Origin of the sequence: Microbacterium sp. Ru50, assembly GCF_002920555.1 — a bacterium.
Classification (GTDB): Bacteria; Actinomycetota; Actinomycetes; order Actinomycetales; family Microbacteriaceae; genus Microbacterium; species Microbacterium arborescens.
On sequence record NZ_PQSV01000001.1, the window covers coordinates 616197 to 636002 of the forward strand.

A 19806-nucleotide genomic window follows, 5' to 3' on the forward strand; every position below is an offset into this window, starting at 1 on the left:
GCTATCGTCATCGCGCCACCCGGCACCCGGGCTTGCGTTCGAGGCCGAGCGTGAGGAAGTGTGCGCTCAGCTCGTCGGCCACGCGGCGGCGACGGCCTCGCGGACCTCGCCGAGCAGCTGCGGGAGCGCCTTCGTCTTCGCGATGATCGGGAAGAAGTTGGCATCGGTCGCCCACCGTGGCACGACGTGCTGGTGCAGGTGCCCGTCGACCCCGGCCCCCGCGACAGCGCCCTGATTCATTCCGAGGTTGAAACCGTCGCACCGCGACACCTCTCGGAGCACCCGCATGGCCGTCTGCGTCAGCGCGCCGATCTCGGCGACCTCCTCGGGCGTCGCGAGATCGTACGTCGGGATGTGCCGGTACGGGCAGACGAGCAGGTGACCGGAGTTGTACGGGAAGAGGTTCAGCAGCACGTAGGCCGTGCGGCCGCGCGCGACGATGAGCCCGTCGGCATCCGATTTGCCGGGCGCAGCGCAGAACGGGCACTCGTCACGCAGCGGTTCGGGGCCCGCCTGGATGTACGCCATCCGGTGAGGGGTCCACAGGCGCTGGAACTCGTCGGGCACCCCGGCCAGGTGCGCGGCGTGCTCGACCGGGCGCGGGGCGTCCGACGAGCCGGTCACGCGAGCTGCTCCGCCGTGTCGCTCAGGTGCTCCGCGGTGTCGACGAGTGTGCGGTTGGCGATGGCCGCGAGGATGCGCTCGACGGCCTCGTCCACGGGCACGCCGTTGGTCTGCGATCCGTCACGGAAGCGGAACGAGACCGTGCCTGCTGCGCGGTCCTGCTCGCCGGCGATGAGCTGGAGCGGCACCTTCTGCGTGGTGTGAGTGCGGATCTTCTTCTGCATGCGGTCGTCGGAGCGATCGAGCTCGGCGCGGACGCCGGCCTTGCGCAGCCGCGAGACGATCTCCTGCAGGTACGGCGCGTAATCGTCGGCGACCGGGATCGCCACGACCTGCACCGGCGCGAGCCAGACGGGGAAGGCACCCGCGTAGTGCTCGAGGAGGATCGCGAAGAACCGCTCGATCGACCCGAAGAGTGCGCGGTGGATCATGACGGGGCGATGCTTCTCGCCGTCGGGACCGGTGTACTCGAGCTCGAAGCGCTCGGGCTGGTTGAAGTCGAGCTGGATGGTCGACATCTGCCAGGTGCGGCCGATCGCGTCGCGCGCCTGCACCGAGATCTTCGGGCCGTAGAACGCCGCGCCGCCCGGATCCGGGACGAGCTCGAGGCCGGAGCCCTCGGCGACGCGGCGCAGGGTCTCGGTCGCCTGCTGCCAGAGGGCATCGTCGCCGATGAACTTCGGGTTGCCCTCCTCCTTCGTCGACAGCTCGAGATAGAAGTCGTTGAGTCCGTAGTCGCGCAGCGTCTGCAGCACGAACTCGAGGCTGCGGACGAGCTCGTCCTCGACCTGATCGGGGGTGACGTAGATGTGGGTGTCGTCCTGGGTCATCCCCCGCACGCGGGTGAGGCCCGAGAGGGTGCCGCTCTTCTCGTAGCGGTAGACCGAACCGAACTCGCTCAGGCGCAGCGGCAGCTCACGGTAGCTGCGCCCCCGCGAGCGGAAGATCAGGTTGTGGAACGGGCAGTTCATGGGCTTGAGGTAGTACTCCTGCCCCTGGCGGGTCACGTTGCCCTCGGCGTCGACGATCTCATCGAGCTTCATCGGCGGGTACATGCCGTCGGCGTACCACTGCAGGTGCCCGCTCGTCATGAACAGGTCGCCCTTGGTGATGTGCGGGGTGTTGACGACCTCGTAGTCGTTGGCGAGCAGCTGCTCGCGCATGTAGCGCTCGATCTCGTACCGGATGATGCCGCCCTTGGGGTGGAACACCGACAGACCGGGTCCGATCTCATCCGGGAACGAGAACAGGTCGAGCTCGACCCCGAGCTTCCGGTGATCGCGGCGAGCCGCCTCGGCCAGCCGCTCCTGGTAGGCGCGCAGCTCGTCCTTCGACGGCCATGCGGTGCCGTAGATGCGCTGCAGCTGGGGGTTCTTCTCGGAGCCGCGCCAGTAGGCGGCGGCGACGCGGGTGAGGTCCCAGCCGTTGCCGACCATCCGGGTGCCGGGCACGTGGGGTCCGCGGCACAGGTCCTTCCAGGCGGTCGAGCCGTCGCGGGTGACGTTGTCGTAGATCGTCAGTTCGCCGGCGCCGATCTCGGCCGAGGCCCCTTCGGCCGCGTCGGCGCCCGAGCCGGGACCACCGGCGAGGTCGACGAGCTCGAGCTTGAACGGCTCGTCGGCGAGCTCGGCGCGCGCCTCGTCGGCGGTGACGACCCGCCGGACGAACCGCTGGTTCTCGCGGACGATCCGCTCCATCTCCTTCTTGATCGACTTGAGGTCCTCCGGAGTGAAGGGCTCGTCGACGCCGAAGTCGTAGTAGAAGCCGTCCTCGATGGGCGGCCCGATGCCCAGGTTCGACTGCGGCCGGATGCGCTGCACGGCCTGGGCCAGCACGTGCGCGGTCGAGTGGCGGAGGATCGCGAGGCCGTCGGGGCTCGACACGGTGACCGGCTCGACGGCATCCGTCTCGCTGACCACGGTGGCGAGATCCTTCAGCTCTCCGTTCACGCGCAGGGCGACGACGGAGCGGTCGGGGAAGAGGGCGAAGCCGTCGGCGGGGTACGACACGTCCGACGGGGAAACGACGTCAGTCAAGGGAACATCTCCAGATGGGTGGCTCGGATCAAGGCTACTCAGCTTCGGACGCTCGCCGCGTCCCGCCCGCTCAGGCCGAGAGCGTTCGGCCGGCGGCGACGAAGCGGGTGAGCACGCGGGCTCCGATCCGGCGACGTTCCATGCGTCGATCCTAGTCGTGGGCGTCGATGGCTTCGGGGCGACGCACGAGGGCGCATGATGGATGCCGTGAAGCTCGCCATCGCCGGGGCCGCACTGCTGCTCGTGGCGGCGGGCGCGGTGGTCGGCGGCATCCTGCCTCCCGACGATCTCGCCGGCATCGCCGAGCGTGTCGCGCCGATCCTCGCCTTCGTCGTGGCCGTCACGATCGTGGCGGAGCTGGCGGCGAAGGCCGGCGTGTTCGACGTCGCTGCGGGGTGGCTCGCCCGCGCCTCACGGGGCCGGACGACGCTGTTGTGGCTCCTCGTCGTGGCGCTGGCCGTCGTTGCGACGGCTTTCCTGTCGCTCGATACGACCGCCGTGCTGCTCACGCCGGTCGTCGTCGCCGTCGCGCGCGCCAACGGGCTGCCGCCGCTCCCCTTCGCCTTCACGACGGTGTGGCTCGCGAACACCGCGTCACTCGTGCTGCCGGTGTCCAACCTGACGAACCTGTTGGCTCTCGGCCGGCTGCCCGAGGGCGGGCCCGTCGCGTTCCTCGCGCTCATGGGGCCTTCGGCGGCCGTCGCGATCGCGGTGACGGTGAGCCTGCTGTTCGCCATCCACCGGCGCTCGCTCGTCGGGCGGTTCGACCCGGCCCCGGTGCCGCGCGTCACCGACCGGATGCAGCTGGCCGTCGCATCCGTCGTCGTCGTCGCACTCATGCCGGCCCTCGTCAGCGGGCTGGAGCCGTGGATTCCGGCGACGATCGCCGCGGTTCTGCTCATCGGCCTCTTCGCATGGCGCTCGCCCCGCGGACTGTCGCTTCGGCTCATCCCCTGGCAGTTGCTCGTGTTCGCCGCGGGGCTGTTCACCGCGATGGCTGCGCTCGAGTCGCTCGGGTCGGCGGCGGTGGTCTCGGTGATCGCCGGCGAGGCCGGCGGCCCCTTCGAGCTGTGGCGCATGGCGGGCACCGCCCTGGTCGCGGCGAACACCGTCGACAACCTGCCCGCGTACCTGCTGCTCGAGTCGGCGGCGGGAACCCCGGAGCGTCTGGGCGCGCTGCTCGTCGGCGTCAATGCGGGACCGCTCATCACCCCCTGGGCGTCGCTCGCGACGCTGCTCTGGCACGAGCGGCTGCACGCCGTGGGCGTCGACGTCCCCTGGCGGCGTTTCGTCCTCTGGGGACTCGTCGCCGCGCCCCTCGTCGTCGGGCTGTCGGTCCTCCCGCTCGCTCTTCGCTGAGCCTCCCGCACCGGCGGCACCGGTCAGACGTGCTTGAGCGCCTCGCGCCTGCTCAGGCCGGCCACGCCCCGCTCATCGACGAACCATCGCACCCACGCGGCATCGGCGCGCGCCCGATCGCGCAGCGCCCATCCGATCGCCTTGCGGATGAAGAAGTCCGCATCGCCGAGGTTCGGGACGACGACATCCGTGAAGAGCTGCTCGTCGAACTCCGAGCGACGGGTCAGTTGCGACAGGATCGCGATCCTGCGTATCCAGAGGTTCTCGTCCCGAGCCCACGCGCGGACGACGGGCGCCATCTCGTCGGCGTGCTCGATGAGCAGCTCGCGCACGCGCCCGCTGAGCTCGTCGGTGATGTCCCACCACCGCCCGGTGCGCACCATGTGCTCGATGAGCGGCACCGTCGGCAGGGTTCCCGACAGCGGTGGCAGCGCGAGGAGCGCCATCGCCGCATAGCGCTCCTCGCGGTGGCGGGCCTCGTCCCAGAGCTGCAGCGAGGCAGCGCGCAGCACCGCGGCATCCTGCTCTCCGGCGCCGAGCGTACGGGTGACCCGGCGCACCTCGGGGAGGCGGATCCCGAGGAACGGTATCGCTGACTTCATGTACGCCTGCTGCGCGGCGGCTCGTTCCGGCTGCGCCGCAGCGCGGAGCGCGGCGCGGATGTCGTCGACGAGGGTCACGTCAGGGTGAGGTCGACCTGGATCTCACCGGCGAGGCGCTCGAGGTCCGCCACGATGTCGGCCGCGTCGAACTCGGCGGGCAGGCGCACGACCAGGGTCGCCTCGAAGAGCGTGCCACCGGCCATCGGAGCGTCGAGGGTACGGGTGGTCAGGGCGTCGATGCTCAGCGCATGAGCGCCGATCGCGTCGCTGACTTCGCGGACGATGCCGGGACGGTCGTTGCCCAGCACCGTGAATCGAAGTACCTGGCCGCTCGCGACGACCGGCGGCAGCGGCTGGTGGGTCGTGATGCGCAGCAGACCGTCCAGCCGCTCGAGGGCGTCGACGAGGCCGGCCTCACGGTCAGCGGGAACGTCCACCAGCACGATGCCCGCGAAGGCCCCGGCAAGCTCCGCGAGTTCGCTGCGCTCCCAGTTGCCGCCGTGCGCGGCGACGGTGTCGGCGAGTGTGCGGACGAGTCCGACCCGATCGTCTCCGACGACCGTGAGCACGAGCTGAGTCATGGCGCCGAGCCTAACCGGCAGCGCTGACCAGCGTCCCGCGAAACGACAAAACCCCCGGTGAGACCGGGGGTTTTACTCGGTGCGCGATACTGGGATCGAACCAGTGACCTCTTCCGTGTCAGGGAAGCGCGCTACCGCTGCGCCAATCGCGCCTATACAGGCTGTTCAGTTATGAGGCGAGGTGGCGACGGGATTCGAACCCGTGTAAACGGCTTTGCAGGCCGGTGCCTAGCCGCTCGGCCACGCCACCGTGTGTGGTTCTGACCCACGTGCCGGATCCCCCTCACGGGAGATCCTCGCACTCGAGCGGATGACGAGATTCGAACTCGCGACCCTCACCTTGGCAAGGTGATGCGCTACCACTGCGCTACATCCGCATTTCGTTCCGGATCGCTCCGGCACTTGTTAAACATTAGCCGACGATCGCACGAGTGCAAAACCGGCGACGCCCCGCGCGTGTCTCGCCTCCGCGTTCGGGAACCGTCGCGGCATCCGGTATGCTCGTGTCTCGGCCCTCACGGGCCAGATGGGCGATTGGCGCAGTTGGTTAGCGCGCTTCCTTCACACGGAAGAGGTCGTGGGTTCGAGTCCCGCATCGCCCACCATCCCCCGCCCCGGTCGCCACGACCGGGGCGCTTTTCGTTGTCGTGTGCTCTGCGCCCGCCGAGCACGCACGGTCACGACGAGAACGCACCGCACATGGTGCGCGCTCGCCGCAGCGGTGCGTCCTCGCGGTGCACGAGATCCGCGCCGGGTCAGACGGCGCCGGAGACGCCCAGCAGCGAGCCCACCGTGAAGGTCGCGATCAGCGCGAGAGCCCCGCCGGCGACGACGCGCGCAACGGGACGCAACGGCGGACTGTCGCCCAGGCGCGCGCTCAGATACCCGGTGAGAGCGAGAGCGATGAGCACCGCCACGAAGGTGACGGGAACCCGGATGTCGGCGGGCGGCAGGAGGATCGCGAGAAGCGGCAGCAGCGCACCGACGGTGAACGCGAGCGCGCTGGCGCCGGCCGCCGCCCACGGGCTCACGACCTCGTCCTCGGTCAGCCCCAGCTCGGCCTCGAGGTGCGCGGCGACGACATCGTGCTCCGTCAGTTCCTCCGCAACCCGCCGCGCAGTCTCGGGCGAGAGCCCGCGCTGTTCGTACAGCCCCGCGAGCTCGACGAGCTCAGCCGCGGGGTCTTCGGCGAGCTCGCGGCGCTCCTTGGTGATCATGGCGCGCTGGCTGTCGCTCTGACTGCTGACCGATACGTACTCACCGAGCGCCATCGAGATCGCGCCGCCCACGAGTCCCGCAACGCCGGCGGCGAAGATCGGCGCCGTCTCCGTCGTCGCCCCCGCGACGCCGACGACCAGGGCGGCGGTCGACACGATGCCGTCGTTCGCGCCCAGGACGCCCGCGCGCAGCCAGTTCAGCCGCCCCGACATGGATGACGCGTGGGGCTCGCCCGGGTGCGCCCCCGGTACCTCCGAGAACGATTCGCTCATGTCGCCATGAAACCACCCCCGCCTCGATCACGGCAGGCCCCCACGCACCGAGGACGCACTGCCGCTGCGAGAGCGCATGGTTCCCGGTACGTTCTCGCCGAGAGGGTGCACTCTCGGCGCGGGACTAGCGCAGGTCAGCGGGCGGCGCGCCACCCGTAGCGCTGCGAGAGCGATTGGGCGACCCGAGCGTAGGTGGCGCGGTCGAGGGCTCCGGCGGTGCGGCGGATCCCGCTCGCGGGGACGAGGTAGATCTGGTCGACGTCGAGCCACGACGGGCGCCGCTCGCGGTCCCAATCCCCCGCCCCGAGCGGGATGTGGTCGCGCTCGCCGTCGTGCGGCTTGCTCGTGAGCTTCATGGCCCAGCTCTGGCCGCCGTCGGCGCGCGCGAGCACGAGCAGCGGGCGATCCTTGCCGCGCGCGGCATCCTCCGCATACGGAACCCACGCCCAGACGATCTCGCCGGGATCGGGCTGCCCGTCGGGCGTCGGCTCGTAGGCGAGCCGCAGGCCGACGGCATCGGGGAGAGCGACCTCGATGACGGACGCCGCGCCGGCGACCCCGCCGCCCGGCGCGGAGGGCCTGCTCGGGCGAGCCGGTGCGACGGTCGCCGACCGCGGACGCGCTGTGGCCGGCCGACCCGAGCCACCCGCCGTCCGACGCGGTCGCAGCAGATCCCACACACGCGAAAGCACACCCATGCGCCCAAACCTACCCAGCCCGCGAGGCGCGCCCCGCCTCATCCTCCGCCTCACCTGGCAGCTCGCGCCCCTTCACCTCCCGCGAAGCGGCGGCGCCTGCCAACCGAGCGCCCACGAGAAACAGGGCGGGGCACCGCGGAGTGATCCGCGATGCCCCGCCCGAGTCAGAGCCGAGGCCTGATCAGACCTTGGCGTCGGAGAGGGTGTACCCGACCTCGCCGTGCATGACCGTGTCGATGCCGGCGATCTCGTCCTCGTTCTTCACGCGGAATCCGATCGTCTTCTCGATCGCGAACCCGATGATGAAGGCCAGCACGAAGGAGTAGACGAGAACGGCGAGGGCCGCGATCGCCTGGACGATCAGCTGGCTGGCGTCGCCGCCCATGAACAGGCCCGTGCCGTTGGCGAAGAAGCCGAGGTAGAGCGTTCCGATGAGGCCGCCGACGAGGTGGATGCCCACGACGTCGAGCGAGTCGTCGAAGCCGAGCTTGTACTTGAGCTCGATGGCCAGCGCGCAGGCGGCACCGGCGATGAGGCCCAGCACGATCGCCCAGATGGGGTCGACCGAGGCGCACGCGGGGGTGATGGCGACGAGACCCGCGACCGCACCCGATGCGGCGCCGACGGAGGTGGGCTTGCCGTCCTTGATCTTCTCGACGAGGAGCCAGGCCAGCAGAGCGGCGGCGGGAGCAGCGATCGTGTTGATGAAGGCGAGCGCGGCGGTGCCGTCGGCGGCGAGCTCGGAGCCCGCGTTGAAGCCGAACCAGCCGAACCACAGCAGACCGGCGCCGAGGAGCACGAACGGCGGGTTGTGGGGAACGTGGACGCCCTTCTGGAAGCCGACGCGCTTGCCGAGGACCAGAGCGAGGGCGAGAGCGGCAGCACCGGCGTTGATATGCACCGCGGTGCCACCGGCGAAGTCGATCGCTCCGACACCGAAGACGTCCTGCAGCCCCTTGGTGATCCAGCCGCCGTATTCGAACGAGCCGTCATCGGCGAGGCCGAAGTTGAAGACCCAGCTCGCGACCGGGAAATAGACCACGGTCGCCCAGACACCGGCGAACAGCATCCACGCGCCGAACTTGGCACGGTCGGCGATCGCTCCGGAGACGAGCGCGACGGTGAGGATCGCGAAGGTGGCCTGGAAGCACACGAATGCCATGGGCGGGAAGGCGGCGTCGTCGGGGGTCTCGAGCAGGCTGCTCAGACCGATCGCGCTCCAGTCGATCGACCACGGGGCTACGGTTCCCTCAGCGCCGGGGAAGGCGATGGCGTAGCCGAAGAGCACCCAGAGGACGCCGATGAGTCCGAGGGCGCCGAAGCTCATCATCATCATGCTGATGACGCTCTTGGCCTTGACGAGACCGCCGTAGAAGAATGCGAGTCCTGGCGTCATCAGCAGGACGAATGCGGCCGCGATGAGTATGAATGCGGTGTTGCCTTGATCCATCTCGAAGGGAACCTCTCTGCAGGGACGCAGGTGTAGCGTCGGGTCCCCTCAGTGTCGAGGCACCCAGTTTCCCCCGACGGCGCAGTCGTGTTTCCGAACGGTTACGCGAGCGCTCCCCCGGTAAACATCAGGTTTCCTGGCGCCGCGCGAGCCCTGCGCAGGTGCTCAGGAGTGGGTGAGAGCCACGAGGCGCGAGATGGCGCGCAGGTACTTCTTGCGGTATCCGCCGCCGAGCATCTCGTCGCCGAAGACCTCGTCGAGAGGCCGGCCCGTGGCGCGGATCGGGATCTGCGCGTCGTAGGCGCGGTCGACGAACGCGACGAAGCGGAGGGCGGCCGACTGATCGGTCAACTGCGTGACGTCGCGCAGACCGATCGTGGAGATGTCGTCGACGAGGCGGATGTAACGCGACGGGTGGACGGTCGCGAGGTGCGCGATGACGTCGGCGAAGGGGTCGTCCGAGACGAGACCGGATGCCGCGGCTTCCGCGATCGCCGCCTCGTACTTCTCGGGCGCGAGCGCGACGGCGTGCCCGTCGACGGCACGCTGCCGGTAGTCGGTGCCGTCGATCCGGATGGTCTGGAAGCTCGCCGACATCGCGTGGATCTCGCGCAGGAAGTCCTGAGCGGCGAAACGCCCCTCGCCCAGCGCGTTGGGCGGCGTGTTCGAGGTCGCCGCCAGACGCGTGCCCGATGCGACGAGCTCGCCGAGGAGCCGGGTCATCACCATCGTGTCGCCCGGGTCGTCGAGCTCGAACTCGTCGATGCACAGCAGGTCGGCGCCGCGCAGCAGCTGCACCGTGTTCTGGTACCCGACGGCTCCCACGAGGGCGGTGTACTCGATGAACGAGCCGAAGTACTTCCGGCGTGCCGGCATCGCGTGGTAGATCGCGGCGAGCAGGTGGGTTTTGCCGACGCCGAAGCCGCCGTCGAGGTACACCCCGGGCTTCGTCTCGGGCGCCTTCTTCGCGCGGCGGAACAGTCCCCCGCGGGCGGCCGGCGCCCCACCGCCGGCGAAGGTCTCGAGGAGGTCTTTCGCCTCCTGCTGCGACGGGTACTGCGGGTCGGCCCGGTACGAATCGAACGTCGCCTCGTCGAACTGCGGCGGCGGCACCAGGGCGGCGAGCATCTCGGTGCCGCTCACCTCGGGACGGCGGTCGCTGAGGCGCAGGATTCCGGCGGATGTGCTCGTCACGGATCAACCCTAACCGCGTGAAAGGATGACGCCGTGCGTGTGACCGAGATGCTTCCGGAAACCGGCGAGAGCGCCGATTCCACGACGGATGCCGGACGGGTGTGGCTCGCAGGGCGCTACCGGCGAGCGCCCGGCGGATACGTCCGCGTGAACATGGTCACCACCCTGACCGGGTCGGCCTCCGGCGGCGACGGGACGAGCGAGACGATCACGAGCCCGACCGATCGCAGCATCCTCGGCATCATCCGCCGGGACGCCGACGTCGTCGTCGTGGGCGCGGAGACCGTCCGCGCGGAGGGCTATGTCGTTCCGCGTACGGCGGCCCTCGCCATCGTCTCGCGGTCGGGGCGTCTCGACGGCCACCGCCTGACCGACGCCGAGGTGGGGCGGGTCGTCCTGATCGTTCCCGACGGCGCCCGTCCCGAAGCGCCCGCCGGCGTCACCGTTGTCACCGCCGGCAGCGGGCCCGACCTGTCCCCCGCCGACGTGCTCGCCGTCCTGTCGGCCCGCGGGTGGGAGCGCGTGGTCTGCGAGGGCGGACCGACCCTCGCTGCGCAGTTCATCGCCGCGGGCGTGGCCGACGAGATCTGCCTCACGGTCGCGCCGCGGATCGGACCGGTCCGGCATCCCGTCCTGCCGGTTGCGGATGAGGTGCCGACCGCCGTCGCGGGTGCGCTGATGGATGCCGCGGGCTTCAGCTATCTGCGGCTGAGCGTCGGCGCTCGAGCCAGTCGCGGATGACCGAGGTCCAACGCTCCGGATCGTAGTTCCACAGCTTCGTGTGCCGGGCGGTCCGGAACACCTCCAGCTCGACCAGATCGGGACGCGCCTCTGCCAGCTGATACGACGCGTCAGCCGGGACGAAGCCGTCGTCGTCGCTGTGCAGGATGAGAATCGGATGCCGAAGCTCGGCCGCACGGGCGACCACATCGAGCCGGTCGAACGGGATCGGGGTGTTCAACCCGACGACCCGCGACCCCCACGCGCTGTCGAGCGCGCGCACGGCGGTGCTCGCGACGGGGGCGGGGATGCGCAGCAGGTGCGCCTGGTAGTCGAGCACGATGCGCCAGTCGATCGCCGGCGACTCGAGCAAGACTCCGGCGATGATGTCGCGATGGGCCGAGTTCAGGGCGACCTGGAGGGCGATCGCGCCGCCCATCGACCACCCCATGAGGAAGATGCGGCGCGCGCCGCGGCGGCGGGCCGCTCCGATCGCGGCATCCACATCGCGCCATTCGGTCGCACCGAGCATGTACGTGCCCGATCGGCTGCGCGGCGCCTCGCCGTCGTTGCGGTACGACACCAGCAGGGACGACACACCGGCGGCGTGGAACACCGGCACCGCACGCAGCGTCTCGGCCCGTGTCGTGCCGCGCCCGTGAATCTGGATGACCCACGTGTCGCTCGGCTCCCCCGCCGCGTCCGCGGCCGGGAAGAACCAGGCGGGGCAGGGTCCGAGCGGAGACCCGACGAGCTCGGAGTGGTAGGGCAGGTGCAGCTCCGCCGGATCGGAGTAGTACCACCCGCTGAATGCCGCGGCGGCTGACAGCCGGTCGTCCGTTCCGATCTGCGTGAGCAGCTTGCGCTTGACCGACGTCTCGTCGAGCGCCAGCACGGCACCGACCTTCACGTACGAGGCGGTGCCCGTCGTGAACAGTCCGTACCGCCCCGGCAGCTCGGTGTCGGGAGTGCGCGAGAGGGTGAGCGTCTGCGCGGCGACGTCGACCGCGAGCAGCTGCGTGTCGGGCACCCGCCCGGCGGGCGTCACGACCTTGCGGGCTACGCGCATCGAAACGATGCCGAGCGCCGCCAACGAGATCCCGAGGGCTCCGGCCAATGCCGCGATCGTCGTCTTCGCCGCGGTGGCTGCTGCGGGAGATGCGCCCGCAGCCCCGGCGCGCCTGGAACCCATCATCGAGGCCTCACTCTAGTCTGTCGACGTGGCCGATTCCCGTCCTCCCGCCGACGCGACGGCATTCGTCGTCGCACGCGAGGCGGTGCTGGCGATGACCTTCCGCGACGACCTCGTGGTCCGCGAGATCCCTGCCCCGACCGGCCTCGCGCCCGACGCCCTCGCGCTTGCGGGCGATGTGCGACCCGAGGATCACGCCGTCGACTCCCCCTACGGCACCGGCCGCATCGTTGTCCTCCACGACGACGACGAGCCGGATGCCTGGGGCGGGGCGTGGCGCATCGTCGCATTCGCCCAGGCGCCGCTCGAACCCGAGATCGGCGTCGATCCGCTTCTCGCCGAGGTCGCCTGGTCGTGGCTCATCGACGCGCTCGATCATCGCGGCGCCTCGTTCCACTCCATCTCGGGGACCGCGACGAAGACGCTCTCGCGCGGTTTCGGAAGTCTCGCCGACGAGGGCGACGGTGCGCAGATCGAACTGCGCGCTTCGTGGACCCCCGTCGGCGACATCACCGCCCACATCGACGCCTGGGCGGAACTGACCTGCATGCTGGCCGGCCTTCCTCCGGGGTCGGAGGGCGTCGCCGTCTTCGGAGCACGCCGGGGGAACCGTGGCTGAATACACCGTCATCGCCGATGACGCCGGACTCGAACGCGCCGCGCAGCTGCTCGCGGCCGGCGACGGACCCGTCGCCGTAGACGTCGAGCGAGCGTCGGGCTTCCGCTACTCGCAACGGGCCTATCTCATCCAGGTCTTCCGCCGCGGAGCCGGCGTGCACCTGTTCGATCCCCCGGCGATCACGACCTTCGCCCCTCTCCAGTCCGCCATCGGCGACGTCGAGTGGGTGCTGCATGCCGCGAGCCAGGACCTGCCTTCGCTCCGCGAGGCCGGGCTCGACCCGACGTCGATCTTCGACACCGAGCTCGCCGCACGCCTGCTCGGGCACGCCCGCGTCGGGCTCGGCGCCGTCGTCGAGGACACCCTGGGCATCGTCCTCGCCAAGGCGCACTCGGCGGCCGATTGGTCGACACGCCCGCTGCCGCAGTCGTGGCTCGAGTATGCAGCCCTCGACGTGGAGCACCTCATCGACGTGCGCGATGCGCTCGCAGGCGAGCTCGAGGCGCAGGGCAAGGTCGAGTTCGCCGCACAGGAGTTCCAAGCCGTGCTCGACCGGCCGGTCAAGCCGCCGCGCGAAGACCCCTGGCGCCGACTCAGCGGTCTGCACACGATTCGGGGCCGCCGCGCGCTCGCGGTGGCGCGAGCACTGTGGACCGCGCGCGAGGAGTACGCCCGCGAGCAGGACATCGCCCCCGGCCGGCTCGTCCCTGACCGCGCGCTCGTCGCGGCGCTCGCCGCCGACCCCAAGACGAAGCAGGACCTGGCGAAGGTCAAGGACTTCACCGGCCGCGCGAGCCGCTCGCAGCTCGACCGCTGGTGGGCGGCCTTCGAGGCCGGCCGGGCCGAGCAGTCGCTGCCGCCGGACCGGCTGCCGGGCGACGGCCTGCCGCCCGTGCGGGCCTGGGTCGACCGCAACCCTCCCGCCGACGCCCGCCTGAAGGCTGCCAAGCCGCTCGTCGAGCAGCGCGCGGAGGAGTTGTCGATGCCGACGGAGAACCTGCTCACTCCTGAGCTGCTGCGCCGCGTGGCATGGGCACCGCCCGCGGAGACCTCGGCCGAGACGGTCGGGACGGCACTCGCGGAGCTCGGCGCGCGGCCGTGGCAGATTGAGCAGACTGCACAGCTGATCGCTCAAGCCTTTGTGGATTCCGTGAACGGGGATGCCGCACCTTCCTCGGCCGGTTCGTAGGTTCGACCCAACCGATTTTCCCGGCCTCCGCGGCTCTCTAGGCTGGGGAAGATCCCATCTTCTGGAGGCAAAGTGGCCGAGATCTCGGACGTCTACTTCATCGACGGTATGCGCACCCCGTTCGGGCGCGCCGGCGAGAAGGGCATGTACTGGAACACCCGAGCGGACGACCTCGTCGTCAAAGCGATCCGGGGCGTGATCGAACGCAACCCCGATGTGCCGCTCGACCGGATCGATGACGTGGCGATCGCCGCAACGACCCAGCAGGGCGACCAGGGCCTGACCCTCGGCCGCACCGCAGCGATCCTCGCCGGCCTCCCGCAGAGCGTGCCGGGCTTCGCGATCGACCGCATGTGCGCGGGTGCGATGACGAGCGTCACCACGATGGCCGGCTCGATCGGCATCGGCATGTACGACCTCGCCCTCGCGGGCGGCGTCGAGCACATGGGTCGACACCCCCTCGGCGGCGGCGACACCGATCCCAACCCGCGCTTCCTCACCGAGAAGCTCGTCAGCGCAGACGCCCTGAACATGGGTATCACCGCCGAGCGGCTGCACGACCGCTTCCCGGTCCTCACGAAGGAGCGCGCCGACCGGTTCGGAATGCGCAGCCAGCACAAGGCTCAGGCCGCGTACGAGGCGGGCAAGCTGCAGCCTGATCTCGTTCCCGTCGCGGTGAAGTCCGCGGACGGCGCCTGGGGCCTCGCGACCGAGGACGAGGGCCGCCGGCCCGAGACCACGATGGAGGGCCTCGCTCAGCTGAAGACGCCCTTCCGCCCGCACGGACGCGTCACCGCGGGCACGTCCTCACCTCTCACCGACGGCGCGACCATCAGCCTCCTCGCCGGCTCGCGCGCGGTGAAGGAGCTCGGCCTCACTCCGAAGATGCGGATGGTCTCGTTCGGCTTCGCCGGCGTCCAGCCCGAGGTGATGGGCATCGGCCCCATCCCCTCGACCGAGAAGGCGCTCGCCAAGGCCGGCCTGACGATCGACGACATCGGCCTGTTCGAGCTCAACGAGGCGTTCGCGGTGCAGGTGCTGTCGCTTCTCGACCACTTCGGCATCGACGACGACGATCCGCGCGTCAACCCGTGGGGCGGCGCCATCGCGGTCGGTCACCCCCTGGCGGCATCCGGTGTGCGTCTGATGATCCAGCTCGCCGCTCAGTTCGCCGAGCGTCCGGACGTCCGTTACGGACTGACGGCCATGTGCGTCGGCCTCGGCCAGGGCGGTTCCGTGATCTGGGAGAACCCGCACTACACCGGCAAGAAGAAGACCGCGAAGAAGTGAGGCGCGCCGACATGACCTACGACGACATCGACTTCTCCCCCCTCGACGCCCTGACCGGCGACGAGGTCATCACCCACTCGCTCGTGCGTGATGTCCGGCTCCCCTCGGGCCGCACGCTCGCGCTCATCACCCTCGACAACGGTCGCGACCACACCCGACCGAACACGCTCGGTCCGGCGACGCTCGCCGAGCTGGGCGGCGTCCTCGATACGCTCGCCGCGCGTGCGGCAGCGGGCGAGATCGATGCCGTCGGCATCACCGGCAAGCAGTACATCCTGGCCGCGGGAGCCGACCTCTCCGATGTCTCACGGTTGCCCTCGAAGGAGATCGCGAAGCTCGTCGCGCAGCGCGGGCACCAGGTGCTCGGGCGCCTGTCGCAGCTGGGTGTCCCCTCCTTCGCTTTCGTGAACGGCCTCGCCCTCGGCGGCGGTCTCGAGATCGCGCTGAACAGCACCTACCGGACCGTGGATGCCTCCGCGGCGGCCATCGCCCTGCCCGAGGTCTTCCTCGGTCTCATCCCGGGCTGGGGCGGCGCCTACCTGCTGCCGAACCTCATCGGCATCGAGAACGCGCTCGAAGTGGTCATCAGCAATCCGCTCAAGCAGAACCGCGTGCTCAAGCCTCAGCAGGCGTTCGACCTGGGCATCATGGACGCGATCTTCCCCGCGGTGAGCTACCTCGAGGACTCGCTCGCCTGGGCTGACCGCGTACTGTCGGGTGCCGTCTCGGTCACGCGCAAGAACGAGCCCGGCAAGCTCGAGCGCCTGACGAAGTGGCCGATCGCCGTCAAGGTCGCTCGCGGGATGCTCGAGTCCAAGATCGGCACCGTGCCGAAGGCGCCCTACCTGGCGCTCGAGCTGCTCGAGAAGGCCCGTAGCGGATCGCGCGAAGAAGGCTTCGCCCGCGAGGACGACGCTCTCGCCGAGCTCATCTCGGGCGACCAGTTCGCCGCGTCGATGTACGCCTTCGACCTCGTGCAGAAGCGCGCGAAGCGGCCCGTCGGCGCTCCCGACAAGTCGCTGGCGAAGAAGGTGACGAAGGTCGGCGTCATCGGTGCGGGCCTCATGGCCAGCCAGTTCGCGCTGCTCTTCGTCCGCAGGCTCCAGGTGCCCGTGCTCATCACCGACCTCGATCAGGCGCGCGTCGACAAGGGGCTCGCCTACATCCGCGAGGAGATCGGCAAGCTCGAGGCGAAGGGCCGCATCGATTCCGACACGGCGGGCAAGCTCCGCTCGCTCGTTCACGGCACCGTCGACAAGAGCGAGTACGCCGACTGCGACTTCGTCATCGAGGCGGTCTTCGAAGAGGTCGGCGTCAAGCAGCAGGTCTTCGGCGAGATCGAGAAGATCATCGCCGGCGACGCGATCCTCGCGACGAACACCTCGTCACTGTCGGTGGCGGAGATCGGCGCGAAGCTCGCTCACCCCGAGCGTCTGGTCGGTTTCCACTTCTTCAACCCCGTCGCGGTCATGCCGCTGATCGAGGTCGTGAAGACGCCGCAGACGACGGATGCTGCCCTGTCGACCGCCTTCGTGGTCGCGAAGGGGCTCGGAAAGAACGCCGTCCTGACGGCCGACGCGCCCGGCTTCGTCGTGAACCGACTGCTGGCGAAGGTCATGGGCGAGGCGGCGCGCGCCGTCTACGAGGGCACGCCGGTCGCCGATGTCGAGAAGGCATTCTCGCCGCTCGGGCTGCCGATGGGGCCCTTCCAGCTCATCGACCTCGTCGGCTGGAAGGTCGCCGCACACGTGCAGGACACGATGACCTCGGCGTTCCCCGACCGCTTCTACGCTAACGAGAACTTCCACCAGCTCGCGGAGCTCTCCGAGGTCGTCGAGAAGGACAAGGGAGGGCGCGTCACCGGATTCACCAAGGCCGCGGAGAAGATCGCGAAGAAGGCGACGGGTTCGTCGCCGGTCGCGGCCGAGACGATCCTTCAGCGCGTGCAGGACGGCCTGGCACAGGAGATCAAGCTCATGCTCGACGAAGGCGTCGTCCCGGAGGTGCAGGACATCGACCTGTGCCTCATCCTGGGCGCCGGCTGGCCGTTCATCGATGGCGGGGCCTCGCCCTACCTCGATCGGGAGGGCGCGTCGGAGCGGGCGTTCGGCGACACGTTCCACCACCCGCCCATCCGCGGGATCGCGAATCGCTGACACCTCCGCCGCATCACGACGAGGACCCCGTGGCACGAAGCCGCGGGGTCCTCGTCGTGTCACGCCGGCAAGCCGCCCTGCGCGCTCTGCACGCGAAGGTCTCGCTCGAGGATGTCGCGCTGCTCGATCACGATGCGCCGCAACGAGGCCGGCGCTTCGGGATGCGACTCGAGCCACGCCGTCGCTTCCGTGAGGTCATCCGCCGCGGGGAACAGCCCGCGCACGAGGCGCCGCGCGATCTCGATGCTGCGGGTCGCCCAGACCCGTTCGATGCGCGAGAAGTAGTCCGCGTCGAAGGCCGCGATGAGATCGCGTCGCCCTCCGGCGCGGACACCCGCGATCGTGGCGTCGAGCTCGTCGTTCGACAGGGTCTCGTCCGTCCAGGCCTCGACCCAGGCGGCCTCGCGCACCGCCGCCTCCGGCAGTGCCGCGCGGGCAGCGCGGTGGGCTCGTCTCCCCTTCGCGGTGTCGTCTCGCATCAGCTCGGCGTCGATCTCGGCGGGGTTGGCCTCGCCCGTCGCGGCGAGCGCGAAGAGCCAGCTCCACCGCAGGTCGGCATCGAGAACGAGACCGTCGGGGAGTCGCCCCGCGCCGGCGAGCAGCTGGCGCAGCGACGCCGCACGCCCCGCATCCACCGCGGCGGAGGCCCCCAGGGCACGTGCCCACACCAGTTGCGCATCGCTGCCGGGGCGGGCTTCGTGCAGGGACTGCCAGACCGTTTCCAGCCAGCGCGCGGCGAGCGTCTCCCGCTGCGCGGGCGCTGCGTAGTGGGCGATCGCGTAGTCGGCATGAGCGACCGCGTCGCCGAGCAGACCGATGTGGGTGTCGGCTGCAGCGTGCACTCTGACGATCTCGAGGTAGCGCGCGACGTCGAGACGACCGTCGCGCACCGCGTTCCAGAGCGCAGCCCATGCGACCGACCGAGCGAGGGGGTCGCCGATCGTCGACAGCGATCGCTCGAGCGCGGCCGTCGTCTCTTCGTCGAGGCGGACCTTCGCATAGGTTCGGTCGTCGTCGTTCGGGATGATCAGGCTTCGGGTATCCCCGGGCAGCGGCGTCCGAGCGTCGACGAGATCGAGGTCGACTCCATCCTCGCGCCGCAGCGCCCCCTCCGTCTCCACGTAGCGTCCCATCGTCACGCGATGGGGTCGTGGATCTGTCTGGACGACGGTGACGCCGTCCGGCCCATCGCGTTCGACCGACAGATCCGACATCCCGGTGGTCTCGAGCCAAGCGCGGCTCCACGCGCGCAGATCGCGTCCGGAGGTGTGCTCGAGCGCGTCCAGCAGATCAGCGAGCGTGGTGTTCCCGTAGGCGTTGGCGGCGAAGTACTGACGCGCACCGGCGAAGAACGCCTCCTCCCCCACGTACGCGACGAGCTGCTTGAGCACGGACGCTCCCTTGGCGTACGTGATCCCGTCGAAGTTGAGCTTGGCGGCCTGCAGGTCGGGGATGTCGGCCACGATCGGATGCGTCGTCGGCAGCTGGTCCTGCTCGTACGCCCAGCCTTTGCGCCTGCTCGCGAAGCTCACCCAGGCATCCGGATAGAGCCCGGTCGCGACCGACGCGTGCGAACCCATGAAGTCGGCGAAGGATTCCTTCAGCCACAGGTCGTCCCACCAGCGCATGGTCACGAGGTCGCCGAACCACATGTGCGCCATCTCGTGGAGGATCGTGTTGGCGCGCGCCTCGCGCTGCGCCGACGTCGCCGCCCCGCGGAAGACGTAGGCCTCGGTGAAAGTGACGAGCCCCGGGTTCTCCATCGCGCCGAGGTTGTACTCGGGAACGAAGATCTGGTCGTACTTGCCCCACGGGTAACCGAGCCCGAACGCCTCCCCGAAGTATGCGAGCCCGCGGCGAGTGATGTCGATGACTTCCTCAGCGTCGAGGTGAGGCGCAAGCGAGGCGCGGCAGAGCACGCCCAGCTCGACGGGCCCCTCCGGCCCGTCCCACACGGCGTCGACGCGGTGGTACGGCCCCGCGGCGACGGCGGTGATGTAGCTGGAGATCGGGAGGGTCTCGGCGAAGGCGACCTCGACGCCGCCGTCGATGTCGCGGCGGACGGCCTCCGCACCGTTGGACAGCACCCGCCACCCCCGCGGCGCCGCGACCCGCATCCGCCAGCGCGCCTTCAGATCGGGCTGCTCGAAGCACGGGTAGACACGCCTGGCGTCGGCCGGTTCGTACTGCGTGTACAGATAGACGCCACCGTCGACCGGGTCGACGAAACGGTGCAGGCCCTCGCCCGAGCGACTGTAGAGGCCGCGTGCCTCGATCGAGACCGTGTTCCGTTCGGCGAGGCGGTCGATGCGGATGCGGGCGCCGTCCCAGTCCACGGGCCGGCTCTCTCCGTTCACGGTGACCGCGTCGACGCTCGAACCGAGGAAGTCGACCCAGGTCTCTCCCCCGACGGTCGCATCGAACGAGAGGACCGCGCGGGTGCCGAAGGTCGTCTCGTCGGCCCGCGGCGCGTCGCGGACATCGAGGAGAACGTCGACGGTGTGGAGCCGGATCTCGGCTGCACGCCGCTGAGCATCGGAACGGGAGAGGTTGTCGCCGGTCATCCCTCCATGCTTTCACGCGAGCGTGGGCCGGACGGCCTGAGA

The 19806-nt window shown here is 70.1% G+C and carries 16 protein-coding genes and 4 tRNA genes; 7 read left to right on the plus strand and 13 right to left on the minus strand.

The window, feature by feature from the left end:
• Positions 1 to 66: 66 nt before the first annotated feature.
• Positions 67 to 624: an HIT domain-containing protein gene (locus C3481_RS02920; RefSeq protein WP_181021869.1), complete on the minus strand. Its 558-nt coding sequence runs from the start codon at positions 622 to 624 to the stop codon at positions 67 to 69.
• On the minus strand, positions 621 to 2660 hold the full coding sequence (gene thrS, locus C3481_RS02925) for a threonine--tRNA ligase (RefSeq protein WP_103840716.1): 2040 nt from the start codon (positions 2658 to 2660) through the stop codon (positions 621 to 623). The genes C3481_RS02920 and thrS overlap by 4 nt, the downstream gene beginning before the upstream one ends.
• 195 nt (positions 2661 to 2855) lie before the next feature.
• Here thrS and C3481_RS02930 point away from each other — a divergent pair, with 195 nt between their 5' ends.
• Positions 2856 to 4019, plus strand: coding sequence for an SLC13 family permease (locus C3481_RS02930; RefSeq protein WP_103840718.1), 1164 nt, complete (start codon positions 2856 to 2858; stop codon positions 4017 to 4019).
• Between the two features lie 23 nt (positions 4020 to 4042).
• On the opposite strand, the gene C3481_RS02935 is transcribed toward C3481_RS02930, so the two are convergent.
• The 5 genes from C3481_RS02935 to C3481_RS02955 form a co-directional block, all read right to left on the minus strand.
• Positions 4043 to 4699: a DNA alkylation repair protein gene (locus tag C3481_RS02935; protein ID WP_103840720.1), complete on the minus strand. Its 657-nt coding sequence runs from the start codon at positions 4697 to 4699 to the stop codon at positions 4043 to 4045.
• Positions 4696 to 5202, minus strand: a complete 507-nt coding sequence (locus C3481_RS02940; protein ID WP_023951278.1) for a glycine cleavage system protein R — start codon at positions 5200 to 5202, stop codon at positions 4696 to 4698. Before C3481_RS02940 ends, C3481_RS02935 begins: the two co-directional genes overlap by 4 nt.
• Before the next feature lie 80 nt (positions 5203 to 5282).
• Positions 5283 to 5354 (minus strand) — tRNA-Val (locus C3481_RS02945).
• Between the two features lie 27 nt (positions 5355 to 5381).
• Positions 5382 to 5452 (minus strand) — tRNA-Cys (locus C3481_RS02950).
• 55 nt (positions 5453 to 5507) lie between these two features.
• A tRNA-Gly gene (locus tag C3481_RS02955) sits at positions 5508 to 5579 on the minus strand.
• A gap of 151 nt (positions 5580 to 5730) precedes the next feature.
• Here C3481_RS02955 and C3481_RS02960 point away from each other — a divergent pair.
• Positions 5731 to 5807: transfer RNA gene (locus C3481_RS02960), tRNA-Val, on the plus strand.
• Positions 5808 to 5957: 150 nt separating this feature from the next.
• On the opposite strand, the gene C3481_RS02965 is transcribed toward C3481_RS02960, so the two are convergent.
• The 4 genes from C3481_RS02965 to zapE form a co-directional block, all read right to left on the minus strand.
• Positions 5958 to 6692, minus strand: a complete 735-nt coding sequence (locus C3481_RS02965) for a VIT family protein (RefSeq protein ID WP_103840722.1) — start codon at positions 6690 to 6692, stop codon at positions 5958 to 5960.
• Between the two features lie 134 nt (positions 6693 to 6826).
• Complete coding sequence (locus C3481_RS02970) at positions 6827 to 7390, minus strand: type II toxin-antitoxin system PemK/MazF family toxin (protein WP_219817636.1); 564 nt, start codon at positions 7388 to 7390, stop codon at positions 6827 to 6829.
• Positions 7391 to 7571: 181 nt separating this feature from the next.
• Complete coding sequence (locus C3481_RS02975) at positions 7572 to 8840, minus strand: ammonium transporter (RefSeq protein ID WP_023951284.1); 1269 nt, start codon at positions 8838 to 8840, stop codon at positions 7572 to 7574.
• A gap of 165 nt (positions 8841 to 9005) precedes the next feature.
• A complete protein-coding gene (zapE, locus tag C3481_RS02980) occupies positions 9006 to 10034 on the minus strand; it encodes a cell division protein ZapE (protein ID WP_023951286.1) in 1029 nt (342 codons plus the stop codon).
• Between the two features lie 33 nt (positions 10035 to 10067).
• Between zapE and C3481_RS02985 the strand changes: the two genes are divergently transcribed.
• Positions 10068 to 10775: a dihydrofolate reductase family protein gene (locus C3481_RS02985; protein ID WP_258039005.1), complete on the plus strand. Its 708-nt coding sequence runs from the start codon at positions 10068 to 10070 to the stop codon at positions 10773 to 10775.
• On the opposite strand, the gene C3481_RS02990 is transcribed toward C3481_RS02985, so the two are convergent.
• Positions 10729 to 11949 (minus strand): S9 family peptidase, encoded by a 1221-nt coding sequence (locus tag C3481_RS02990; protein WP_103840726.1) that lies wholly within the window; start codon positions 11947 to 11949, stop codon positions 10729 to 10731. The two genes, C3481_RS02985 and C3481_RS02990, sit on opposite strands and share 47 nt — an antisense overlap.
• 25 nt (positions 11950 to 11974) lie before the next feature.
• Between C3481_RS02990 and C3481_RS02995 the strand changes: the two genes are divergently transcribed.
• The 4 genes from C3481_RS02995 (at position 11975) to C3481_RS03010 (ending at position 17200) form a co-directional block, all read left to right on the plus strand.
• Complete coding sequence (locus C3481_RS02995; RefSeq protein WP_023951295.1) at positions 11975 to 12565, plus strand: DUF3000 domain-containing protein; 591 nt, start codon at positions 11975 to 11977, stop codon at positions 12563 to 12565.
• Complete coding sequence (locus tag C3481_RS03000) at positions 12558 to 13754, plus strand: HRDC domain-containing protein (RefSeq protein WP_103840728.1); 1197 nt, start codon at positions 12558 to 12560, stop codon at positions 13752 to 13754. Before C3481_RS02995 ends, C3481_RS03000 begins: the two co-directional genes overlap by 8 nt.
• Before the next feature lie 72 nt (positions 13755 to 13826).
• Positions 13827 to 15044 carry a thiolase family protein gene (locus tag C3481_RS03005; RefSeq protein WP_023951298.1) on the plus strand — a complete coding sequence of 406 codons (1218 nt, stop codon included), beginning with the start codon at positions 13827 to 13829 and terminating at the stop codon, positions 15042 to 15044.
• 11 nt (positions 15045 to 15055) lie between these two features.
• Complete coding sequence (locus C3481_RS03010) at positions 15056 to 17200, plus strand: 3-hydroxyacyl-CoA dehydrogenase NAD-binding domain-containing protein (RefSeq protein ID WP_103840730.1); 2145 nt, start codon at positions 15056 to 15058, stop codon at positions 17198 to 17200.
• A 59-nt stretch (positions 17201 to 17259) separates the two neighbouring features.
• Here C3481_RS03010 and pepN read toward each other — a convergent pair whose 3' ends face one another.
• The gene (gene pepN / locus C3481_RS03015) at positions 17260 to 19764 is read right to left on the minus strand and encodes an aminopeptidase N (protein ID WP_103840732.1); all 2505 of its coding nucleotides are present in this window, start codon (positions 19762 to 19764) and stop codon (positions 17260 to 17262) included.
• Between the last annotated feature and the right edge of the window lie 42 nt (positions 19765 to 19806).

Coding starts and splice junctions, on each gene's coding strand:
- pepN (WP_103840732.1), bottom strand. CDS start 19,764: ATGACCGGCGACAACCTCTCCCGTTCCGATGCTCAGCGGCGTGCAGCC.
- C3481_RS03010 (WP_103840730.1), top strand. CDS start 15,056: ATGACCTACGACGACATCGACTTCTCCCCCCTCGACGCCCTGACCGGC.
- C3481_RS02975 (WP_023951284.1), bottom strand. CDS start 8,840: ATGGATCAAGGCAACACCGCATTCATACTCATCGCGGCCGCATTCGTC.
- C3481_RS02990 (WP_103840726.1), bottom strand. CDS start 11,949: ATGATGGGTTCCAGGCGCGCCGGGGCTGCGGGCGCATCTCCCGCAGCA.
- C3481_RS02940 (WP_023951278.1), bottom strand. CDS start 5,202: ATGACTCAGCTCGTGCTCACGGTCGTCGGAGACGATCGGGTCGGACTC.
- C3481_RS02930 (WP_103840718.1), top strand. CDS start 2,856: ATGATGGATGCCGTGAAGCTCGCCATCGCCGGGGCCGCACTGCTGCTC.
- C3481_RS02965 (WP_103840722.1), bottom strand. CDS start 6,692: ATGAGCGAATCGTTCTCGGAGGTACCGGGGGCGCACCCGGGCGAGCCC.
- C3481_RS02970 (WP_219817636.1), bottom strand. CDS start 7,390: ATGGGTGTGCTTTCGCGTGTGTGGGATCTGCTGCGACCGCGTCGGACG.